19 protein-coding genes and 1 riboswitch are annotated in these 21,170 nt (G+C 40.1%); of the genes, 10 read left to right on the forward strand and 9 right to left on the reverse strand.

From position 1 onward, the window contains the following. Positions 1–31 precede the first annotated feature (31 nt). The 3 genes from HMPREF3129_RS16500 to plsY all read right to left on the reverse strand — a co-directional run bounded on the left by HMPREF3129_RS16500 (position 32) and on the right by plsY (position 2,300). Positions 32–556 carry a prephenate dehydratase domain-containing protein gene (locus HMPREF3129_RS16500; RefSeq protein WP_004245580.1) on the reverse strand — a complete coding sequence of 175 codons (525 nt, stop codon included), beginning with the start codon at positions 554–556 and terminating at the stop codon, positions 32–34. 19 nt (positions 557–575) lie between these two features. After that, positions 576–1,274 (reverse strand): RraA family protein, encoded by a 699-nt coding sequence (locus tag HMPREF3129_RS16505; RefSeq protein WP_036919002.1) that lies wholly within the window; start codon positions 1,272–1,274, stop codon positions 576–578. Positions 1,275–1,643: 369 nt separating this feature from the next. After that, positions 1,644–2,300, reverse strand: a complete 657-nt coding sequence (gene plsY, locus HMPREF3129_RS16510; protein WP_004245577.1) for a glycerol-3-phosphate 1-O-acyltransferase PlsY — start codon at positions 2,298–2,300, stop codon at positions 1,644–1,646. Positions 2,301–2,404: 104 nt separating this feature from the next. Here plsY and folB point away from each other — a divergent pair, with 104 nt between their 5' ends. Further along, the gene (folB, locus tag HMPREF3129_RS16515; protein ID WP_004245575.1) at positions 2,405–2,755 is read left to right on the forward strand and encodes a bifunctional dihydroneopterin aldolase/7,8-dihydroneopterin epimerase; all 351 of its coding nucleotides are present in this window, start codon (positions 2,405–2,407) and stop codon (positions 2,753–2,755) included. An 18-nt stretch (positions 2,756–2,773) separates the two neighbouring features. Here folB and HMPREF3129_RS16520 read toward each other — a convergent pair whose 3' ends face one another. Both HMPREF3129_RS16520 and HMPREF3129_RS16525 read right to left on the reverse strand, forming a co-directional pair. Continuing rightward, positions 2,774–3,997: a multifunctional CCA addition/repair protein gene (locus tag HMPREF3129_RS16520; RefSeq protein ID WP_036919000.1), complete on the reverse strand. Its 1,224-nt coding sequence runs from the start codon at positions 3,995–3,997 to the stop codon at positions 2,774–2,776. Between the two features lie 27 nt (positions 3,998–4,024). Then, positions 4,025–4,645, reverse strand: a complete 621-nt coding sequence (locus tag HMPREF3129_RS16525; protein ID WP_012368329.1) for a TIGR04211 family SH3 domain-containing protein — start codon at positions 4,643–4,645, stop codon at positions 4,025–4,027. 219 nt (positions 4,646–4,864) lie between these two features. On the opposite strand from HMPREF3129_RS16525, the gene HMPREF3129_RS16530 reads away from it, so the two are divergent. From HMPREF3129_RS16530 to hldE, 3 genes are all read left to right on the forward strand, one after another. Next, positions 4,865–5,788, forward strand: coding sequence for a CYTH domain-containing protein (locus HMPREF3129_RS16530; protein WP_036918997.1), 924 nt, complete (start codon positions 4,865–4,867; stop codon positions 5,786–5,788). A 24-nt stretch (positions 5,789–5,812) separates the two neighbouring features. Next, positions 5,813–8,647, forward strand: coding sequence for a bifunctional [glutamate--ammonia ligase]-adenylyl-L-tyrosine phosphorylase/[glutamate--ammonia-ligase] adenylyltransferase (gene glnE / locus HMPREF3129_RS16535; RefSeq protein WP_070487152.1), 2,835 nt, complete (start codon positions 5,813–5,815; stop codon positions 8,645–8,647). A 100-nt stretch (positions 8,648–8,747) separates the two neighbouring features. Continuing rightward, the gene (gene hldE, locus HMPREF3129_RS16540) at positions 8,748–10,172 is read left to right on the forward strand and encodes a bifunctional D-glycero-beta-D-manno-heptose-7-phosphate kinase/D-glycero-beta-D-manno-heptose 1-phosphate adenylyltransferase HldE (RefSeq protein WP_004249466.1); all 1,425 of its coding nucleotides are present in this window, start codon (positions 8,748–8,750) and stop codon (positions 10,170–10,172) included. Positions 10,173–10,484: 312 nt separating this feature from the next. Here hldE and ubiK read toward each other — a convergent pair whose 3' ends face one another. Next, positions 10,485–10,793, reverse strand: coding sequence for a ubiquinone biosynthesis accessory factor UbiK (ubiK, locus tag HMPREF3129_RS16545; RefSeq protein WP_004245566.1), 309 nt, complete (start codon positions 10,791–10,793; stop codon positions 10,485–10,487). 201 nt (positions 10,794–10,994) lie between these two features. Beyond that, positions 10,995–11,154: riboswitch (FMN riboswitch) on the forward strand. 124 nt (positions 11,155–11,278) lie between these two features. On the opposite strand from ubiK, the gene ribB reads away from it, so the two are divergent. Then, a complete protein-coding gene (ribB, locus tag HMPREF3129_RS16550; RefSeq protein ID WP_004245565.1) occupies positions 11,279–11,932 on the forward strand; it encodes a 3,4-dihydroxy-2-butanone-4-phosphate synthase in 654 nt (217 codons plus the stop codon). 173 nt (positions 11,933–12,105) lie between these two features. Next, a complete protein-coding gene (gene ygiD / locus HMPREF3129_RS16555) occupies positions 12,106–12,891 on the forward strand; it encodes a 4,5-DOPA-extradiol-dioxygenase (RefSeq protein WP_036918992.1) in 786 nt (261 codons plus the stop codon). Positions 12,892–13,030: 139 nt separating this feature from the next. Here the strand turns inward: ygiD and HMPREF3129_RS16560 are convergent, their stop codons facing one another. The 3 genes from HMPREF3129_RS16560 to tolC all read right to left on the reverse strand — a co-directional run bounded on the left by HMPREF3129_RS16560 (position 13,031) and on the right by tolC (position 16,657). Next, positions 13,031–14,194 carry a glutathionylspermidine synthase family protein gene (locus HMPREF3129_RS16560; protein WP_004245561.1) on the reverse strand — a complete coding sequence of 388 codons (1,164 nt, stop codon included), beginning with the start codon at positions 14,192–14,194 and terminating at the stop codon, positions 13,031–13,033. 7 nt (positions 14,195–14,201) lie between these two features. Next, positions 14,202–14,930 carry a DUF1190 family protein gene (locus HMPREF3129_RS16565; protein ID WP_004249472.1) on the reverse strand — a complete coding sequence of 243 codons (729 nt, stop codon included), beginning with the start codon at positions 14,928–14,930 and terminating at the stop codon, positions 14,202–14,204. A 329-nt stretch (positions 14,931–15,259) separates the two neighbouring features. Continuing rightward, on the reverse strand, positions 15,260–16,657 hold the full coding sequence (gene tolC / locus HMPREF3129_RS16570) for an outer membrane channel protein TolC (RefSeq protein WP_004245559.1): 1,398 nt from the start codon (positions 16,655–16,657) through the stop codon (positions 15,260–15,262). Between the two features lie 213 nt (positions 16,658–16,870). Here tolC and nudF point away from each other — a divergent pair, with 213 nt between their 5' ends. The 4 genes from nudF to parE all read left to right on the forward strand — a co-directional run bounded on the left by nudF (position 16,871) and on the right by parE (position 21,168). Further along, complete coding sequence (gene nudF, locus HMPREF3129_RS16575; RefSeq protein ID WP_017827538.1) at positions 16,871–17,500, forward strand: ADP-ribose diphosphatase; 630 nt, start codon at positions 16,871–16,873, stop codon at positions 17,498–17,500. 231 nt (positions 17,501–17,731) lie between these two features. Beyond that, entirely contained in the window at positions 17,732–18,571 is an 840-nt protein-coding gene (cpdA, locus tag HMPREF3129_RS16580; protein ID WP_036918988.1) for a 3',5'-cyclic-AMP phosphodiesterase, read from the forward strand. Positions 18,572–18,574: 3 nt separating this feature from the next. Beyond that, on the forward strand, positions 18,575–19,165 hold the full coding sequence (gene yqiA / locus HMPREF3129_RS16585; RefSeq protein WP_070487153.1) for an esterase YqiA: 591 nt from the start codon (positions 18,575–18,577) through the stop codon (positions 19,163–19,165). A gap of 107 nt (positions 19,166–19,272) precedes the next feature. Then, entirely contained in the window at positions 19,273–21,168 is a 1,896-nt protein-coding gene (gene parE / locus HMPREF3129_RS16590) for a DNA topoisomerase IV subunit B (RefSeq protein WP_004245554.1), read from the forward strand. The last annotated feature ends 2 nt before the right edge of the window (positions 21,169–21,170 follow it).

Consider the following 21,170-nt stretch of genomic DNA (forward strand, 5'->3'; position numbering starts at 1 on the left):
ACGTTTTGACTGTTGTGATGTAATTAATTACTTAATTTAATTTTGAATGAATAGAAAATCCCATAGGGACAGGGCCAAAATCATATAAAATATTTAAATGATATTTTTTAGCTGCACTAAGTGTGGTAATACAGCCATCTACTCGCCCTAAACCACATTGAAGTGCTGCTTCACTATTTGAATTAAAAAGAACTCTTTCAATATTATCGAGTTCTGTTATTTTTCTAAATAGATCTTGTGGTGCGGGATGAGAACCTAACTTTTTTATCTCCTTAATATTATTAAATCGGCTAGCAAATAGCATGTTATGGGTATCCATAACAAAACAATCTGTTAATTTGATAAAAGAGAGATTATTAAAAACAATATTGTGTAAAAAAGGATAAACAATACAACCTAATAGAATACTATTTTGGCTTACCTCCATTTCTTTTACTGCGGTTTCTAATGTAGGGTGAAGAATAATATTTCCTTGTTGATTATTTTTATTTAGCCAATAATAAGCGGCTTTCTCACAGTTTGTTCCTGCAGGACCCAATGTATGAATATTTATCATGGTCAGTCACCTTTATTTATTATATACGTCCCGTTATATTGATAAGTTCTGGTAAACGTTGTCCATGTTTGATTTTTTCTAGCATGTTATTTTCAATGCTATCTATCTTAATCGCTTCTTCTAGAACATTATCGACGAGTGAAAAAGGGATAATCACGGTGCCATTAGGGTCGGATATCACTAAATCACCACTACAGATTGTGGCATGCTCAATGGTGCATTGAGTGCCAGTCTCACTGACAAAATAAGCGCCTTGTGTATCTGTAGGAGTAAGATTGGTGGCAATGACTGGAATGGTTAGATTGGTGAGATCTTTCTTGTCTCGTACCGCACCCCCTAAAATAACTCCTTCAAAGCCTAATTTTTCAAAATAAGTACAACTCATGCCTCCTGCAAGTGCTGCTTCGGTTATTAGTTCATGTCCTCCGGCTATATAGAATAATCCTTTTGCATCTGTTATTTCAGGGACTAAAAAAGAACTAACGTGTTCCCACGTAGAAGGTTGTTTATTTAAAATAGATTTTTGTTTTCTAATTAATTTCCATTGCACAGTATAAGCTTGTCCAACAGAATAAAAGTTTTCTAGGTTAATACTTTTTAATTGACTATTTAATACAATGGTTTTTCCTAAACTATCGAGAATATCGACTAATGTAGGAGTACTAAGTTGCATTCTTTTTATTAATGCAATTTTATTGGCAGATATTTTTTGTAGCATGGTGAACTCCAATGTTTCACAGAGTTAAATGATTATTTTTTTATGGTTATTAATTAATAGATGTAAGTTGGTTTTTTTTCAAGCTATTTATTTCGTTAAATTTGATTTTTTATATAAGTTTATCTTATTTAAGATTTTTATTTTTAATGTTTTTTTGTAATAAATAAAACCAATGTTGATATATTTAATCTAAATATAGAAGGGTGTTATTAATAATGTTATTTATTATTTTTATTTTTCGAATATAAAAAGGGTGTTTTTTTTATGTGTGATTATTTTTAATTTATTTATATTTTATAATAGAATTTAATTATTAAATAAAAAAGGTCACTTAGTTAATAAGTGACCTTTTTTTAATAAGGATAAGCGTTAATCTTCTTTTTCTTGCTCTTTGGCTTCTTGGATTATCTCTTTATCTGTTTTCTCTGTCTTTTTTTTCAGCTTATGCCAAATGCGACTCTCTTGTCCTCGCCATAAACGTTGAATATTGTCATGATGACGGTAAAGTACTAAGCATGATAATAGTGCAACGGGATAAGTGAATTCGGGTTTAAACCACCAGACATAAAATGGGGCAAGCAATGCACTGATAATAGCACCCAGTGAGGAATAGCCACTGAGTAAAACAGTTAGTAGCCATGTTCCCGCAATCAGTCCGCTAAGATCCCAACCAATAGCAGCGATAGAGCCAAATGCAGTAGCAACCCCTTTTCCGCCTTTAAAGTGGAAAAAAACAGGGTAAATATGGCCTAGACAAGCCGCTATTGCGACAATACCGAGATAAAAGGGAGGCACATTTAGGTAATAGGCGAGCCAAACGGGGATCATCCCTTTTAGGACGTCACAGATAAGCACAGATGCCGCTGCAAGTTTACCACCAATACGTAGCACATTGGTGGCGCCAGGATTACCAGAGCCAAATTTTCTTGGATCAGGGAGTCTTGCCAGTCGGCAAATCAAAATCGCGCTGGAGATTGAGCCGCACAAATAGGCGAAGATGATCATTCCAAGTGCGTTAGCACTCATTTGTATTCTCCAATGTTGATGAACGTTCGTTAGACATGTATGGATAATACGCATATTTCATCGGAAGTGGTATCCGATGAGCAGAAAAAATAAGAGATGACGTGATGGATATCGTATTTATTGAACAATTATCAGTAATAACCACAATCGGTGTTTATGATTGGGAAAAAACCATTAAGCAAAAGTTAGTGTTCGATATCGAAATGGAGTGGGATAATAAACGCGCATCCCAAACCGATGATGTTGCTCACTGTTTAGATTATGCCAGTGTCAGTCACGCCATAATAGAGTATGTGGAAAAGCGACGTTTTGAATTAGTCGAGCGTGTTGCTGAAGAAGTGGCACAGCTACTGATAACTCAGTTTTCTGTACCACGAGTCAAAATAAAATTAGCTAAACCAGGGGCGATAGCACAAGCCGCCAACGTCGGGGTGATTATTGAGCGTTACGCTTAATATTGCCACACACAATAGTTAAAGTCGCGATTTCCATTCTATTATCGCGACTTCTCTTTGTTTAGTTAATGCTTCTCGTATGGCATTGCCTTTTAAACCACGACTGACAATTGATTTAACATCAACTTGATTGGCAATCTTAAAGGCTTGACGAAAAAATATTCCTTGGGGATAAGGCAAATTTTCTGCTCCTTGGCGTCCCCTTGCATCGGCCTCGCTAATTATAGCGAGTTGATCGATGCGTTCTGGTTTGCGCCAAGCATCAATCGCATCGAAAAGTCGAATTATTTTTGAGGGGCGCATTCTTTCTATGCGGTGGAGATGATCGTGATATTTGGCTGCCAGTTTGGCGAGATCACGTATCTGGTTAGGAATACGATAACGTTGGCACAGAGCCTCAACTAAAGGAACACCCGCAGGGCCATGTCCGTGATGGTGAGGCCAATTTTCTACCGGGGTAACACCTTTACCGAGATCATGACAAAGTGCGCTAAAACGTACCGCGATATCGTCAGTCAACCGGCTGGCCATGGCTAATACCATCATGGTATGGATACCCGTATCAATCTCAGGATGCCACTTTTTAGGGGCAGGAACGCCAAAGAGTGCATTAATTTCAGGGAAAAGTATTTTTAGAGCGCCACATTGATGTAAGATCTCAAAATAGACTTGTGGGGCTTGGCTGTGAAGTGCTTTTTCCGTTTCTTTCCACACTCGTTCAGCCGTGAGGGCATTTAATTCACCGCTGTTTGTCATCTCTTGCATCAATGACATCGTCTCCGGCGCTATTGTAAAACCTAAAGGGGCAAAACGAGCCGCAAAACGAGCGACACGTAGTACCCTTAATGGATCTTCACTAAATGCATCAGAAACATGGCGCAGTAATTTGGCATGAATATCATCAATGCCATGATAGGGATCGATATATTCACCTTTAGCAGAGTAAGCAATGGCGTTAATGGTTAAATCACGCCGTTGCAAATCATCTTCTAAGGTCACATCAGGGGCTGCATAGCAGGTAAATCCCGTGTAACCTGAGCCTGATTTTCGTTCGGTACGCGCTAAAGCGTACTCCTCGTGAGTATCAGGGTGAAGAAAAACCGGAAAATCTTTACCCACTTGTTGGTAGCCTTGTTGTAATAGTGTCTCTGGCGTTGCGCCAACCACTACCCAATCTCTGTCTTTTACCGGTAAATTTAATAGTTGGTCGCGCACAGCACCACCAACAAGATAGATTTTCACGGGATCTTGATCCTTAATTGCCTGTGATTAATTCATCCAACGGTCATTACGCTTACGGCGACGAGGAATAATATGTGGCAATATTAAACCCAAAATAAGACCAGCACCGGCAACACCACCACCATACATAAACCACTGTAAGATGATATCACGCTGCCTATCATCTAATTGTTGATTAGCAAAATCGAGTTTTTTCTCAGCAACCGCTAATTTTGTTCTCATCTGCTCATTTTCTTTTTTCAAACCATTGATAATTTCATCGCTGTTTGACACTTTATTTTGCATGTCAATTGTGCGCTGGTTCCAGCTTTGGTCGATATTCGCTAATTTATCGCGTAGGGTTTGGATCTCTTTTTCCATAGCCGGAATGCGAGTGCGCATACTCGGTTGTGTACTTAATTGATTTTCTGGTAACCAAACTGTCCGATCTTTATCGTCTTTGATTTGCACATAACCTGTAGCGGCATTACGAGAAAGTACCGTAACTGTTGCCCCTGAACTTAATGAGCCAACAATACGGTATTGATTACCAGGGCCACTGTGAACATAGGTGGATAATTCATCGGAAACATAACGAGTTTCTGCGTGTGAGCTCAGAGAAACGCCTAAGCCAAGTAAGGAAAGAAAAAGTAAAGGTAATTTTCGCATTATGTTTTCAACTTTTTTATCTATACAAGAGAATATTTTTACTGATACTAAAGAGTAAAGTTTGCGTAAGCAAATAGTAAACCAGAATGAGAACAGTCTTAACTGATAGAATATAAGGGTAATCTGCCTTTTATTCATTATTGTGAATAGACTACCATTTGCGAAATAACAATGCGTTAAATATTTTACTAATCGATTGATTTACTTAAGGGAAATAGAATGAGCCAATTAGAAACCGAACTCAAACTTAGTGCGATACCTGCCGCTATTCCTCAGATTATTCAGCGCATTCTGACTTTGCCATACCAGCATACACCACCGCATAAATTGACTAATCTTTACTTTGAAACCTCCGATAATCAGATGCGTAATTGGGACATGGGGCTACGTATCCGTGGCATTGACTCTCATTATGAAATGACAATTAAAACAGCGGGTAAAGTGGTTGCGGGGTTACATCAACGCCCAGAATATAATGTGACATTAAATGAGCCAACCCTCGATTTAACCCGTTTCCCAGCAGAAATTTGGCCGGATAAGACCGATTTAACGGCATTACAAGCACAATTAAAGGTTCTTTTTCATACCGATTTTCATCGTGAAATTTGGCTGGTGGATTATTTAGAGAGTCAAATTGAAGTGGTGCTAGATAAAGGCACTATTCGTACAGCGCAATATGAATTACCTATTGAAGAGTTTGAACTGGAGCTAAAAAAAGGCCAAGTGGCGGATGTGATTGCTTTGGCGACTTTTTTAGGTGAACAAGGGGGATTACGACTTGCTTCACGCAGTAAAGCTGCCCGTGGTTATTATCTTGCTAAAGATAAGCCCGCATTATCGTTAAGTGTGGTCAATCTTGCACCTAATGACACAATAGCGGAACAACTGACTAAGTGGTTAGCGGCTATTCAAGCGTTAGAAGAAGCTATTTTTGCTAATCCGACGCCACCAACACTCACTATGCCCGCTATGTTAGCACTGTTTTCTGATTGGTGTAAAAAGCAGCCTCAGTTACCTGAATCAATGCAGCAAGCACTCGATAATCTTTCGTTGTTATCCTTTACCCGCGCAACGGATTATTATCATGTGTTATGGCTGAATTTTAAATTATCTGCAATGGCGTGGTTGATGGCTATCGCTTAATTTTCTGACAATTGAGAGTTTATTATGTCTGCTAACAGTGTGTTTCAACAATTATGGGATAAAGCACAATGCACGTTTTCTACAAAGCTCAACGAGCTTGCCCCTTTTAGTGAGCGAGAGCAGCAATTTTTTGCCTTTAGCCCCTTTGCAACCGAGCATTTACGTGTCAATCCTCACTGGTTAACGGAAATCAGACAAACACCACCTGTTAGTGATGAGTGGCAAAATTACTCATCTCAATTAAAGCAACAACTCACTCATGTTGATAATGAAGATGACTTGATGGCCATTTTACGACAGTTCCGTCATCAACAATTAGTGCGTATTGCCTGGTCACAATTTTTCCAACTCTGTGATACACCCTGTACACTCAAGCAATTGAGTGTACTCGCGGAAACCTTGATTAGTGTCGCCAAAGATAAGCTATATCAGCAATGTTGCCAACAGTGGGGAACGCCTTGTGATAGAGAGGGAAAACCTCAGCCATTACTTATTTTGGGAATGGGCAAGTTAGGTGGACTTGAACTGAATTTCTCTTCTGATATCGATCTTATTTTTGCCTATCCTGAAAATGGTGTGACTCAAGGTGGGCGACGTGAATTAGATAATGCTCAGTTTTTTACCCGATTAGGGCAAAAACTGATTAAAGTGTTAGATCAACATACAATGGATGGTTTTGTTTATCGTGTAGATATGCGTTTACGTCCTTTTGGCGAAAGTGGCCCTTTAGTGATGAGCTTTGCCGCGCTTGAAGATTATTATCAAGAGCAAGGGCGTGATTGGGAGCGCTATGCGATGGTAAAAGCGCGTGTTTTGGGGGCAGAAAAAAAAGAGTATTGCCAAATCTTACGCCAAATGTTGCGCCCTTTCGTTTATCGTCGCTATATCGATTTTAGTGTGATCCAATCTCTTCGTAATATGAAATCGATGATAAGTCGTGAAGTACGTCGTCGAGGGATGATTGATAATATAAAGCTTGGAGCGGGGGGGATCCGGGAAATTGAATTTATTACTCAGGTTTTTCAATTAATTCGAGGCGGTAGAGAGCCTGAGCTACAAAGTCATTCACTATTAACAGTGTTTAATGTCATTGCTAAATTGGAATTACTCTCTGCACAAGAAACATCACAGTTAGCAGATAGCTATCTTTTCTTACGTCGATTAGAAAATCTTCTTCAATCTATTGCGGATCAACAAACACAAACGTTACCTGACAATCTTGAAGATAAGGCACGACTGGCGTTTGCGATGGGATTTGACGATTGGCAAATGCTCTATCAACAAATTAACCAAAAAATGCAGGCTGTTTCCGTTATTTTTACGCAATTAATTGGCGAAGATGATGAAAATGAAGATGAAGAAGATGTCAGCGAATTTAAGCGATTATGGTTATTAGGGCGTTTACCTGATAGCGCAACGCTTTTTCATCAAGGGCTAACGGCAGAAGATAGGCAAGCTATTTGTCAAACACTGCAACTGTTTCGCCAAGATATCAGTAAACGTACTATAGGGCCTAGAGGGCGTGATGTGCTTGATGCGCTAATGCCTAAGTTATTGGCTAAAGTGTGCCTTCAACCACAAGCGTTGGTGATCTTACAGCGTATCACCCCGTTGTTATTGGGCATTGTAAGTCGAACCACTTATCTAGAGTTAATGCAAGAGTCTGATGAGGTATTAACCCACGTAGTGCGCTTATGTGCTGCATCACCGATGATTGCTGAACAATTAACACGACATCCATTATTATTGGATGAATTACTCGATCCTCATTCCCTCTATCAACCATTACCATTAAATGCCTATCAGGACGAATTACGTCAATATTTATTGCGTGTGCCAGAAGAAGATGAAGAGCAACGTTTAGAAGCATTACGCCAATTTAAACAAGCCCAGCTATTGCGTATTGCCGCAGAGGATATTACAGGGGTATTACCGGTGATGAAAGTCAGCGATCACCTAACCTATTTAGCGGAAGCCATTATCCATGCCGTTGTTCACCAAGCATGGTCCTATATGGTGAAACGCTATGGGGAACCTGCGCATTTAGCGCAACGAGACGGTTTAGGTTTTGCGGTCGTTGGGTATGGCAAATTAGGGGGCTGGGAATTAGGGTATAGCTCTGATTTAGATTTGGTTTTTTTATTAGATTGCCCAATGAATATTCTGACAACGGGGGCCAAACAGATTGATGCTCGCCAATTCTATTTACGTTTAGCGCAGCGTATTATTCATCTATTTAGCACCAGAACCTCTTCCGGCGTGTTATATGAAGTAGATGCACGCTTACGTCCTTCTGGTGAATCAGGTATGTTGGTAAGCACTATTCAAGCTTTTGATGAGTACCAGAAAAATGAAGCTTGGACTTGGGAGCATCAAGCATTAATTCGTGCAAGAATGATTTATGGTGATGACCAATTACAGCAGATGTTTGCACGTACTCGCCATGAAACATTATGTTTAGCACGTAACGCAACTGTACTGCAGCAGGAAGTGCGTGAGATGCGCCAAAAAATGGTACAGCATTTGGCACCCACTCAAAGTAATACATTTGATTTAAAAGCCTCATCAGGGGGGATCACTGATATTGAGTTTATCGCACAATATTTGGTATTGCGCTTTTCACATCAATATCCGGCTTTGACCCGTTGGTCTGATAATGTGCGAATTTTGGAATTAATGGCAAAATACCAAGTGATGAGTGAACAAGAGGCTCAGTTATTAACTCAAGCTTATGTCACCTTACGTAATGAGCTTCATCATCTTGCATTACAAACATTACCTGCGGTTGTTGATGAACATTGTTTTATCACAGAACGGCAATGGGTATTGAGTAGTAAACAAAAATGGTTAGATGAATAAACGCTCTTTTTTGTTCACACTATTCTGATGAGTTTCGCTTTTTGCGTAACAAGTTATGGTATTATTTCGGCTTATTTTTGAAAATAATGTGGAGTATGGGATGAAAGTAACGCTGCCGGATTTTAATAAAGCCAATGTGCTGGTTGTCGGTGACGTCATGTTAGACCGTTATTGGTATGGTCCTACAAGTCGGATCTCACCAGAAGCACCAGTGCCTGTGGTAAAAGTAGATACCATAGAAGAGCGTCCGGGTGGTGCAGCTAACGTTGCAATGAATATTGCTTCTTTAGGGGCTAATTCTCGTTTAGTGGGGTTAACCGGCATCGATGAAGCGGCAAAAGCATTAAGCAATACATTAAGTCAGGTTAATGTGCGTTGTGATTTCGTCTCTATTGCGACACATCCAACTATTACTAAATTACGTGTCCTATCACGTAACCAACAACTTATCCGCCTTGATTTTGAAGAGGGATTTAGCAATGTCTCTCCAGAGCCAATTTATGAGCGTATTCAACAAGCATTACCCTCAATGGGTGCCTTAATTTTATCGGATTATGCTAAAGGTGCACTTTCTCACGTACAGCAAATGATCCAATTAGCTAAAAAAGCAGGTGTGCCGGTACTAATCGATCCTAAAGGCAGTGATTTTGAACGCTACCGTGGTGCCACACTCTTAACACCGAATATGTCAGAATTTGAGCAAGTGGTGGGCGTTTGTCATACAGATGATGAGCTAGTAGAAAAGGGCACTCAACTAGTAAAAGATTTAGCACTTGATGCACTATTGATCACTCGTTCAGAGCGGGGCATGAGTTTATTACAAGCCAATGAAGCGCCATTGCATTTACCCACTCAAGCACAAGAAGTTTATGATGTGACAGGGGCGGGAGATACGGTTATCGGCGTGCTTGCTACTGCGTTAGCTGCAGGCAAACCATTAGCGGAAGCGTGCTTTCTTGCCAACGCTGCGGCTGGTGTGGTTGTGGGGAAACTGGGAACGTCAACGGTTTCTCCTATTGAGCTTGAAAATGCTATTCGCGGGCGTGCTGATAACGGCTTTGGTATTATGGAAGAGTCACAACTCAAACAAGCGGTTGCTTTAGCGCGTCAACGTGGTGAGCGCATAGTGATGACAAATGGTTGTTTTGATATTCTTCATGCCGGGCATGTTAGTTATTTAGCTAATGCACGTAAATTGGGTGATCGCCTGATTGTTGCGGTAAATAGTGATGCATCAACTAAACGATTAAAAGGTGAGAGTCGCCCAGTAAACCCATTAGAGCAACGAATGACCGTATTAGGCGCGTTAGGGGCGGTTGATTGGGTTGTCGCGTTTGAAGAAGATACCCCACAGCGTTTAATTGCATCAGTATTGCCTGATATTTTAGTAAAAGGTGGCGATTATAAACCCGAAGACATTGCTGGCAGTAAAGAGGTGTGGGCTGCGGGTGGTGAAGTGAAAGTACTTAATTTTGAAGATGGTATTTCCACAACTAATATTATTAATGCCATTAAAAAGAAATAATTAAGCTGTTTATTATAATTGAAAGGGCACTCTAATGAGTGCTTTTTTAATACCTTAAAATAGGACTAATTAGTCTATTAATTAAGCTATTAAATCATTTTTCATAATTAATTTTATGCGTTATTGCTGATGAGTTTCTGCTTTGTTACTTATCTTTGCACTAATTTTAAAGAGAGCGAAGATAGCGGGATATCACTTTGCGGTTTATTATAATTGGAATAGTGATACCTAGGGTGCTAATTTTCTGTTTTTAATAAACTACCCTGTATCTTTTGCAGTGATACAGGGAGTAATAGATCATATTGTGATAGCTTATGCTTTATCGTCAGTTTTTGCTTCTACAATAGTTTCAGTTATTTCAACTTGGGCTACTTCAGTTTGTTGTCCTGCTTCCAACTCATTTAAACGTTGCTCTAAACGAGCCAATTTTTCGCGAGTACGTAACAGCACTTGTGTTTGCACATCAAATTCTTCGCGATTAACCAAATCTAATTTGTTTAATTGAGATTGAAGTATTGCACGGATTTTCTTATCAATATCATCACCTAAATCTTTGATACCTTGTGGTAGTACATTTTGGATTTGGCGAGCGACTTGTTCAATTTTTTTTGGGTCCAGCATGGATAGTCCTCACAATAAAATAGAAAGCTATGCTAAGTGTAATATGAGGGCTGTGGGAATAAAACCTGATATCGATATTATTGTTATATTTTTATGATAAATCGTTAAATTATTTGCCTATCAATAACAGATTAGTGTGATTTGACAAGGGTTATTGTGGATTGGGATTGCCTCTTATTATTTTAAAGCGTATAGTTTCTCTGTTTATCTCAGGGCGGGGTGAAAGTCCCCACCGGCGGTAGATACCTGAATAATCAGGTAAAGCCCGCGAGCGCTTTGTATTACCAATGTGATGCAAAGGTCAGCAGATCCAGTGTAATTCTGGAGCCGACAGTTAAAGTCTGGATGGGAGAGAATAAAATAGCATCAGTGGGATCCTTGTATCCATTCCTGTTGTTTCTGCTTGTCTATTTATACAGCAGAGATCCACTCCTAAGACTGCCCTGGTTCTGGTAACTTTCATTAATTATTGAGGTTTTTTTACCATGAATCAGACGCTACTTTCCGAATTTGGCTCTCCATTAGAGCGTGTTGAGCGTGCGCTTGAAGCCCTTCGTGCCGGTAAAGGTGTGATGGTGCTTGATGATGAGAACCGTGAAAATGAAGGCGATATGGTATTTGTCGCAGAAACCATGACCACAGAACAAATGGCGATGTCTATTCGTCATGGCAGTGGTATTGTGTGTGTCTGTATTACCGAAGAGCGCCGTCAACAACTCGATTTACCTATGATGGTAGAAAATAACACCAGTCATTTTCATACCGCATTTACGGTAACTATTGAAGCGGCCCAAGGGGTGACTACGGGAGTTTCAGCAGCAGACCGTTTAACGACAGTACGTGCAGCTGCTGCTGATAATGCAAAACCAAGTGATTTAAATCGTCCAGGTCACGTATTCCCATTACGAGCGCAACCTGGTGGTGTATTAACACGTGGTGGACATACTGAAGCTTCTATTGATTTAGCAACGTTAGCGGGTTTTAAACCTGTTGCCGTGTTATGTGAATTAACCAATGACGATGGCACCATGGCCAGAGCGCCAGAAGTTGTCACTTTTGCTAAACAGCATGATATGCCAGTGTTAACGATTGAAGATTTAGTGGCTTATCGTCTTCGCGAGGAGAAGAAAGCGGGCTGAAATTAACAAGTTAAAACGACACTGAAAACACACACACTTATTCAAGCCACTTAAGTTTCCCTAAGTGGCTTTTTCATATTTTTTGAATAACTATTTCACACTTCTTTGACTATATTTCAAGTAAGAAGGCAGTATGCTAAATGCCATAGATAGCAAGATGATAAGAGGTGATTATGGACAGAAAATTGATGCCAGCGCTATTTGTTGGACATGGCAGTCCAATGAATGTATTGGAAGATAATAAATATACTCGCCTCTGGACGACGTTAGGAGAGACACTGCCTAAGCCTAAAGCAATATTAGTCATCTCAGCGCATTGGTATACGCAAGGGACTTATATTACAGCGATGACTCATCCTAAAACTATCCATGATTTTTATGGATTTCCACCAGAGTTATACCAAATAGAATATCCTGCAAAAGGCTCCATTGGTCTCGTTGCATTAATTGAAGATCTGATTGATCCGATGAAATTAAAACTGGATATGGAGCAATGGGGATTCGATCACGGTAGTTGGGGAATATTAGAGAAGATGTACCCTAATGCTAATATTCCTGTTGTTCAGTTAAGTATTGATGCTAACCAATCGCCACAGTGGCACTATCAGTTTGGAAAAAAACTGGTTGAACTACGTAGAGAAGGTGTATTAGTGATTGGCAGTGGTAATATCGTTCATAATTTAAGAATGATGGATTGGCAAAATGACCAAGCAGAGCCTTACTCTTGGGCATTATCTTTTAGTGAAACAGTAGAGCGCTGTTTACAAAGTGATAAAGTGCCTGAAGCGCTTTTTACCATTTTATCAACGCAAGAAGGGCAACTCGCACACCCAACAGCAGAACATTTTTTACCTGCATTATATCTACTCGGTTTAAAACAGCCGGATGAAAAAGTAACTTTATTAAATAATGATATTATTAATAAATCACTTAGCATGATGACCTTTCAAATTGGGTAAAATATTCAATAAAACTAATTGATAGAATGTTAAGGCTAAATTTATTTTTTAGGTGTGCCATAAAGCCCCGCCCTTTAGCTCAGGGCGGGGAGGGGGTCAATGCTAGACAATAAGTTTTGCTATCACAGCAATTGCGTTATTAATCTAAAATAATATGTGGATAGAAACGAGACAGATCTTGCGTGATAAGCTCTTTATCTTCTCGAATACAAATACCAGCAGATTGGTCGTTAACTAGCCAGCTACCAATTAATGTATAGCTATCACCAAATTTTGGCAGTGGATGGAAGTCCTGAACAATAAAGCCTTCTTCACCGTAAGGGCCATCAGCAACAGCGATATCTTTACCATTTTCAACGATACGAATATTCGCCCCTTCTCGTGAAAAGAGCGGTTTGATGACATAGCGTGATAATGAATCTGGCGCTTTACCGTCATAAAAATAAGCCGGTAATAAATTAGGATGATTAGGGAACATTTCCCACAGCATTGGCAGTAACGCTTTGTTGGAAATAATACTTTTCCAAGCTGGCTCTAACCAACGGATCCCTGCATCAGCAAGTTTGGTCGAGAAATCTTCACGGAACATAAACTCCCAAGGATAGAGTTTAAACATATTGCTGATGATCTGGTCTTGTAGATCGGTCAGCTCACCCCGTTCACCTAAACCAATATCTTCAATAAAAACGAAATCGGTAGTGACTTCGGCTTCTTCTGCACAATCTTGTAAATATTGTACGGTACCGCGATCTTCTTGCGTATCTTGGCAACATGACATGTGCAGATAACGCATACCATATTGATCACGCAATTGAGCGAATCTGTCGATCAATTTTTCTTGGATACTATTAAATTGATCGGCATTTTGTGGCAAACGACCCGCATTGATTTGATCTTCAAGCCAGATCCACTGGAAAAAAGCAGACTCATACAATGAAGTTGGTGTGTCGGCATTATTTTCGAGTAATTTTGCCGGCCCCTTACCGTCATAAGCTAAATCAAGACGTGAATAAAGCGATGGTTGCGAGGTTTTCCATGACTCACGGACAAAATCCCAGCAATGGCGAGGAATTTGAAAACGAGTCAATAGCTCTTCACTATTAGCCACTTTATCAGCGACTTGTAAGCACATCTGATGAAGCTCTTCCGTGGTTTCTTCTAATGTTTCCACTTCTTCCATTGAAAATTGATAATAAGCATCTTCACACCAGTAAGGCTCGCCATACATGGTATGGAAGTTAAAACCATATTCAGTCGCTTTTTCGCGCCAATCAGGACGTTCAATAATTTGTTCGCGTTTCATGGTTTAATTAACCACCTGCACGATATGAAGAGGAGCCTGTTGAGCTACGGTTGTTATTCGTCGCGCTTGCACGTTGAGCTGCCGCTTGTCGTGAAACGGTATTACCAAAGCCACCACGCGTAATGGTTGATGTTGTAGATGGTTTTGGTGTCATGGCTGTTTTAGGGACGTTCATTTGACGACCACCGACAGCAGGACCATAGTTACGACCCGTTGCATCAACAAACTTACCATTAGCTGGGCTGCTTGGATTACGCGAGCTAAATAAAGGCTGTGCTGGTGCGCCACCCCCCATTAAACGCCCCATCATATAACCTGCCATCAGTGGCATAAAGAAGCTACCACCAGAGTTAGCTTGTGCCATTTGTGAACTATCAGGGTTGAGGTTATTGGCGTTTTCGGTGTTAACGGGGTTACCATCAATTGAGGCAGTTTGTGTACATTGCGCATCACCAAATTCAGCAACACAATCTTCCATTGTTGCGTATTTAGGTGCAGTACGTTGCGCTTCTTGTAATGCCGTGCGGTAAGAATCTTCACATTGTGCTGCTTGTGATGGATTCGCTTGCGCACATTCTTGTGCATTCATATACAGTGAAACCGTCTCATCACTCTCTTCACACCCTGAAAGGGCGAATACCGCGGTGATGGCGATGGCAACAGGCGCCAGACGATAAGGGCGAAATGCTTTACGAAAAGCATCGCGATTAATCGATTTGGTACGTTTCATTGTCATATTGGTAAGATCCATAAAAAGTAAAACGTTCAAAATAAAAGCTAGGATAGGTTAAATAGGTTAGAAAATAAATAAGAAACACCTAATCATCAGCGATTAGCAGAAATTTGTGATCTTCATAGGGATAATGGCAATGAAATCAGCTAAATCCTCTATTTATTAAACAAATAATGATTGGGTTATTTATAAACTTAAGTAATAGGCATTAGGTGAATTTATTTTTAATCTATTTATAACCAAAAATGTTTTTTCTCGCTAGTGTATAAAAAAAACCGCTTACTCGTATATCACTGTAAGCGGTTTTGATGGTTAACGGTGTCTATTAACGATTAATTTGTCGTATTCAGTACGGGACTTGTTAATGGACGAATAATGTTGTCAGGGGAAGTGGAAATCTCTTCACCCAACGCATTATTTAACTGAATTAAGTCATTTTCGTTTAAGGTACCACGTGCATATTGGATATTTAATTGGTTAATCAAATAGTCGTAACGTGCACTTGATAATTTTTGTTTAGCATCATAAAGCGTTGTGGTCGCATTTAAGACATCAACAATAGTACGAGTACCCACTTGGTAGCCAGCTTCAGTTGCATCTAAAGAGCTTTGCGCGGATACAACCACTTGTTGATAGGCCTTAATGCTACTGATGGAGGCTGAAATATTGTTATAAGAAGAACGTGCAATTTGTACGATAGAACGGTATACCGATTCTAACTGCTCACTGGCACTGGTAAAGCCATATTGAGCTTGTTCTACTTGTGAGCTCGTTCTGCCACCTGTATATAATGGAATGCTTAAAGAGAGTCCGATGCTGCTTTGACCATTATAGCTATTACGGCTGTTAGCAGGTGTTTCTGGTGGTAAAGCACTACCGTGATTATGACTGTTTGAGACACCCGTTGAAGCATTTAAATTTACGGTTGGCAAATGGCCTGATTGCGCTAAACGAATATTTTCACGGGCTAAATCTTGACCTAAACGAGCACTGAGTAAACTTAAGTTACGCTCTTCTGCGTCTTTTAACAGTTTATCAATGGCGTCTGGTGGAGTGGTGGAAAAACGTGCGATATTAAGTGAAGCCAGATTAATATAATACACACCGCTGACTTGGCGCAGTTTTTCTAATGCGTTATCCAGTTCATTACGTCCAGCCACTTCTTGTGCCAACACGCTGTCGTAGTTTGCACGCGCATTTTGTACGTCAGTAATCGCAACAAGTCCTACATTAAAACGCTGCGTAGTTTGATCTAATTGGCGATACACCTGCTCTTTTTGTGCTTCAATAAATGATAAGGAGTCAATGGCACGCAGAACATTAAAATAAGCTGTTGCGGTATCTAAAATAAGCTGTTGTTGGCTTGTTTGATAGGTAACATCACTCATACCCGCCGTTTTTTCTTGCATGGTCAATTGACGCCATAAAGACATATCAAAAATAGTCTGGGTCAGCGTTAAATTCGCACCAAGAGAGTTAGACTCGGTATTTTTAGCATCACGATAGCCACTTTTATAATCAATAGAAGCGCCTAATCCTAATTGTGGTAATAATGGGCTACGTGCCTCATTGATTTTCTCAAAAGCTTGATTGCGTTCAGCTAATGACTTACGTAATTCTGGGTTACTGTCCTTTGCTTTTTGATAAACTTGTAGCAGATCCTCAGCCTGACTTGCAGTGCTGAATCCTGCCAAACTCATCGTGACTAAAAGAGAGAGCAGTTTTTTCATTTTAATTCCTTGTTGCAACAGTTTCGCTGAGTTGCCTCTGTTAATCTTGTATAGAAACAATTCTAGCAGATTGTTTCCCTAAGTAGGGGTAGCCATTTGTGCCATATCCTTTTATTTTAGGTTAACTTTACAGGATTTGCGGGCAAATATCTTTAAATCTGTATTAAACGTATGCAATAAAAAAAGACTTAAGTATAACCAGAGGAATATTGTATGAACAAAAAGGAAAATACACCATTTTTATATACACGTAATGATGTTGAGCTAATAAGTAAAAAAACACGCTATAAAGGCTTTTTCCGTATGAACGAGTATCGTTTCAAACACCGTTTATTTAAGGGAGGATGGAGTGCAGAAGTTAAGCGAGAAGTGTTCGAACGTGGTCATGCGGGGGTTTTATTGGCTTATGATCCTAAACGAGACGAAGTTGTATTAATCGAACAAATTCGTATTCCAGCTTATGAAACAAGTCAAACACCTTGGTTATTAGAAGTGATTGCCGGCATGGTGGAAGAAGGAGAAAGCCCTGAAGAGGTGGTAAGACGGGAAGCCACAGAAGAAGCTGGGATCACAATAGGTCGTTGTAAGCCCATTGTAAGTTACCTTTCAAGCCCCGGAGGAACCAGTGAGCGGATGTATGTCTATGTAGGGGAAGTGGATGCCACAACAGCAACAGGCATACATGGGCTAGCTTGTGAAAATGAAGATATTCGTGTTCATGTCGTCAGCCGAGAGCAGGCTTATCAATGGGTTGAAGAAGGGATAATTGATAATGCTGCTTCTGTCATCGCACTTCAGTGGTTACAGCTTCATCATGTCACCTTAAGAAAAGATTGGTTGTGATAATTGCCAAAAGAAACTTTATTCGTCACTATGAAAAGATATGATAAATGACGTAATTATCTTTAAAGTATATGAATATACAATCGATTAAGCTTGAACATAAGAGATAAAAAATGTGACTGGTAGCGAGAATATTTCTCAATAATCTTTTGAAATGTGTATTGGGTGGCAGATCTTTAATACAAAATTACGTTAAAATAACGGCTAGTAAGAGAGAAACAAGGAAACCTTTTGGAAAGCCAGCTTGAATTGTCGGTGGATCAACAACACACCGTTAGAATATTACAAATCACAGATACCCACCTTTTTGCTAATGTGGATGATACCTTGTTGGGAATTAATACCTATCGTAGCTATCATGCGGTATTGGACGCGATTAAACAGCAAGGGTTATCGATTGATTTGATTGTTGCTACTGGGGATTTAGTTCAAGATCAATCCTTTGCAGCTTATCAGCATTTTGCTGATGGGATTGCAAGATTACCTTCACCTTGTGTGTGGTTACCCGGTAATCATGATTATCAACCAGCAATGATTGATGCTTTAAATCAGGCAGGCATTCTGTCGGCAAAACAAGTGTTAATTGGTGAACATTGGCAATTGTTATTATTAGATAGTCAAATTCAAGGTGTTCCCCATGGCGAGTTATCTGACTGTCAGTTAGATTGGCTAACTCGCTGTCTAGAAAGCCACAAAGAAAGAGATACTGTGATCTTATTGCATCATCATCCGATGCCTTCTGGCTGTACTTGGTTAGATCAACATAGTTTAAGAAACTCTCACCAGTTAGCTGAGCGTGTTAAAGATCACTCTCAAATAAAAATGATGCTATGTGGTCATATTCATCAAGAAATGGATGAAATGTGGAATGGTATTCGCTTATTAGCAACACCCTCTACCTGTATTCAGTTTCGCCCGCATTGTACTAATTTTTCTTTAGATACCGTTTCGCCAGGTTGGCGCTATTTGGAGTTATCATTATCTGCACAGGGTAAGAGGAATATTGATACTCAAGTACATCGTCTAGCGGGTAAAGATTTTTGTCCAGATCTTGACGCGGATGGCTATTAAGTCATGTCTCGTATCCTCTATTTACATGGTTTTAATAGCTCGCCTCAATCAGCCAAGGCGCAAGGGTTTAAACAATGGTTATCAGTCACTCATCCTGATATTGAGCTACTTGTACCCCAATTACCCCCTTATCCTCAGCAAGCCGCTCAATTAATTGAAAAATTAGTAAAAGATAATGCCAATGATAAGTTAGGATTAATTGGCTCGTCGCTGGGGGGCTATCTTGCTATTTGGTTATCACAACGTTTTCATTTACCTGCAGTGGTGGTGAATCCTGCGGTTCTCCCGTTTGATTTGCTACAGGATTTTTTAGGCGATAATGAAAATCCTTATACTCATCAAAAGTATAGATTAGCACCTCACCATATGGATGAGTTACTTGCCTTACGTATTCCTACGATAACTTCCCCCGATCTTATTTGGTTGCTTCAACAAACTGGAGATGAAATACTTGATTATCGTCAAGCGGTTTCATATCTTGGCGCTTGTAAGCAAACAGTAGAGCAGGGAGGAAACCATGCTTTTGTTAATTTTGAACGTTTTTTCCCGGAAATTGTTCAGTTTTTGAAAATAACATCGTTTTCGACTCATTAACCTGCAATACTGGGGTTGATGTCTCAATTCAAAAATGAATATCATATTACCGCTAACACCTGTTATTATAAACAGTATTCTCAAACAGTGAACCGCAGATTAAAACAATGACTCAATCAAGTTATAATGCAAAGGATATTGAGGTTCTTAATGGTCTAGAGCCTGTACGTCGGCGTCCTGGTATGTATACCGATACCACTAGACCGAACCATTTGGCACAGGAAGTGATAGATAATAGCGTGGACGAGGCGCTTGCGGGGCATGCAACCAAGGTCGAAGTTATCTTATATGCAGACCAATCTATTGAGGTTATCGACAATGGGCGAGGAATGCCGGTTGATATCCATCCAGAACTGAAAGTCTCTGCTATTGAGCTGATCCTTGCCCATCTTCATGCCGGAGGAAAATTCTCCAATAAAAACTACCAATACTCTGGTGGCTTGCATGGTGTCGGGATCTCAGTGGTTAATGCGTTATCAAAGCGTATTGAAGTCACCGTGCGCCGAGAAGGCAAAATATATCAAATTGCTTTTGAGAACGGTGATAAAGTTGAAGAGCTACATCAAATAGGTACGTGTGCTAAACGAGATACAGGAACCAGTGTTCATTTCTGGCCGGATAGCACTTACTTTGATATTCCTCGTTTCTCATCAAAAAGCTTATCTCATGTATTAAAAGCCAAAGCGGTGTTGTGCCCAGGCGTCAATGTCTCTTTTACCGATAAAGTCAATAATACCCAAGAAACGTGGTGTTACGCTGATGGTTTAACAGACTATTTAAGTGAAGCTGTCGCTGAATTTGTTCGCTTGCCTGAAGAGCCATTTACAGGGAAATTTGAAGGTGATAACGAAGCCGTTGAATGGTCAATGCTTTGGTTGCCGGAAGGAGGCGATTTACTCACAGAAAGTTATGTGAACCTCATTCCAACCGTACAAGGTGGTACACACGTTAATGGTTTGCGCCAAGGTGTATTAGATGCCATGCGCGAGTTTTGTGAATTCCATAATTTATTGCCAAGAGGCATTAAATTAACCGCAGATGATACATGGGAGCGTTGTGCTTATGTGTTATCAGTAAAAATGCAAGATCCTCAATTTGCAGGACAAACCAAAGAGCGTCTATCGTCACGTCAAACCAGTGCCTTTGTTGCTAGTGCAGTAAAAAATGCATTTAGTTTATGGTTAAACCAAAACGTTCAAGTCGGTGAATTACTCGCTGAAATGGCTATTAGTAGTGCGCAACGACGTATGCGTGCGGCTAAAAAAGTGGTGAGAAAAAAACTGACTTCGGGGCCTGCATTGCCGGGTAAATTAGCAGATTGTACTTCGCAAGATTTACGTTATACCGAACTCTTCTTAGTTGAAGGGGACTCTGCGGGGGGCTCTGCTAAACAAGCTCGCGATCGTGAATATCAAGCGATTATGCCTCTACGTGGTAAAATTCTTAATACTTGGGAAGTCTCTTCTGATGAAGTATTAGCGTCACAAGAAGTGCATGATATTTCTGTGGCGATCGGGATGGATCCTGATAGTGATGATTTAAGCCAATTACGTTACGGAAAAATTTGTATCCTTGCGGATGCGGACTCCGATGGTTTACATATCGCCACTTTGCTTTGTGCTTTATTTGTTCGTCATTTCCCGGCATTAGTAAAGCAAGGTCATGTCTATATGGCTATGCCACCTCTTTATCGTATCGACTTAGGTAAAGAAGTGAGTTATGCCCTTGATGAAGCAGAAAAGAACGCTATTTTGCAACGCCTTAGCCGTAAAAAAGGTAAGCCAAATGTGCAACGCTTTAAAGGCTTAGGTGAGATGAATCCACTGCAATTACGTGAGACAACGCTTGATCCTAATACACGTCGTTTAGTGCAATTGGTGATTGATGATGAAAATTATCAAGAAACGTTGGGCATGATGGATATGTTACTTGCCAAAAAACGTTCTGAAGATCGCCGTAACTGGTTGCAAGAAAAAGGCGACGAAGTTGACATCGAAGTGTAATG

Source organism: Proteus sp. HMSC14B05 (assembly GCF_001808035.1).
GTDB lineage: Bacteria > Pseudomonadota > Gammaproteobacteria > Enterobacterales > Enterobacteriaceae > Proteus > Proteus mirabilis.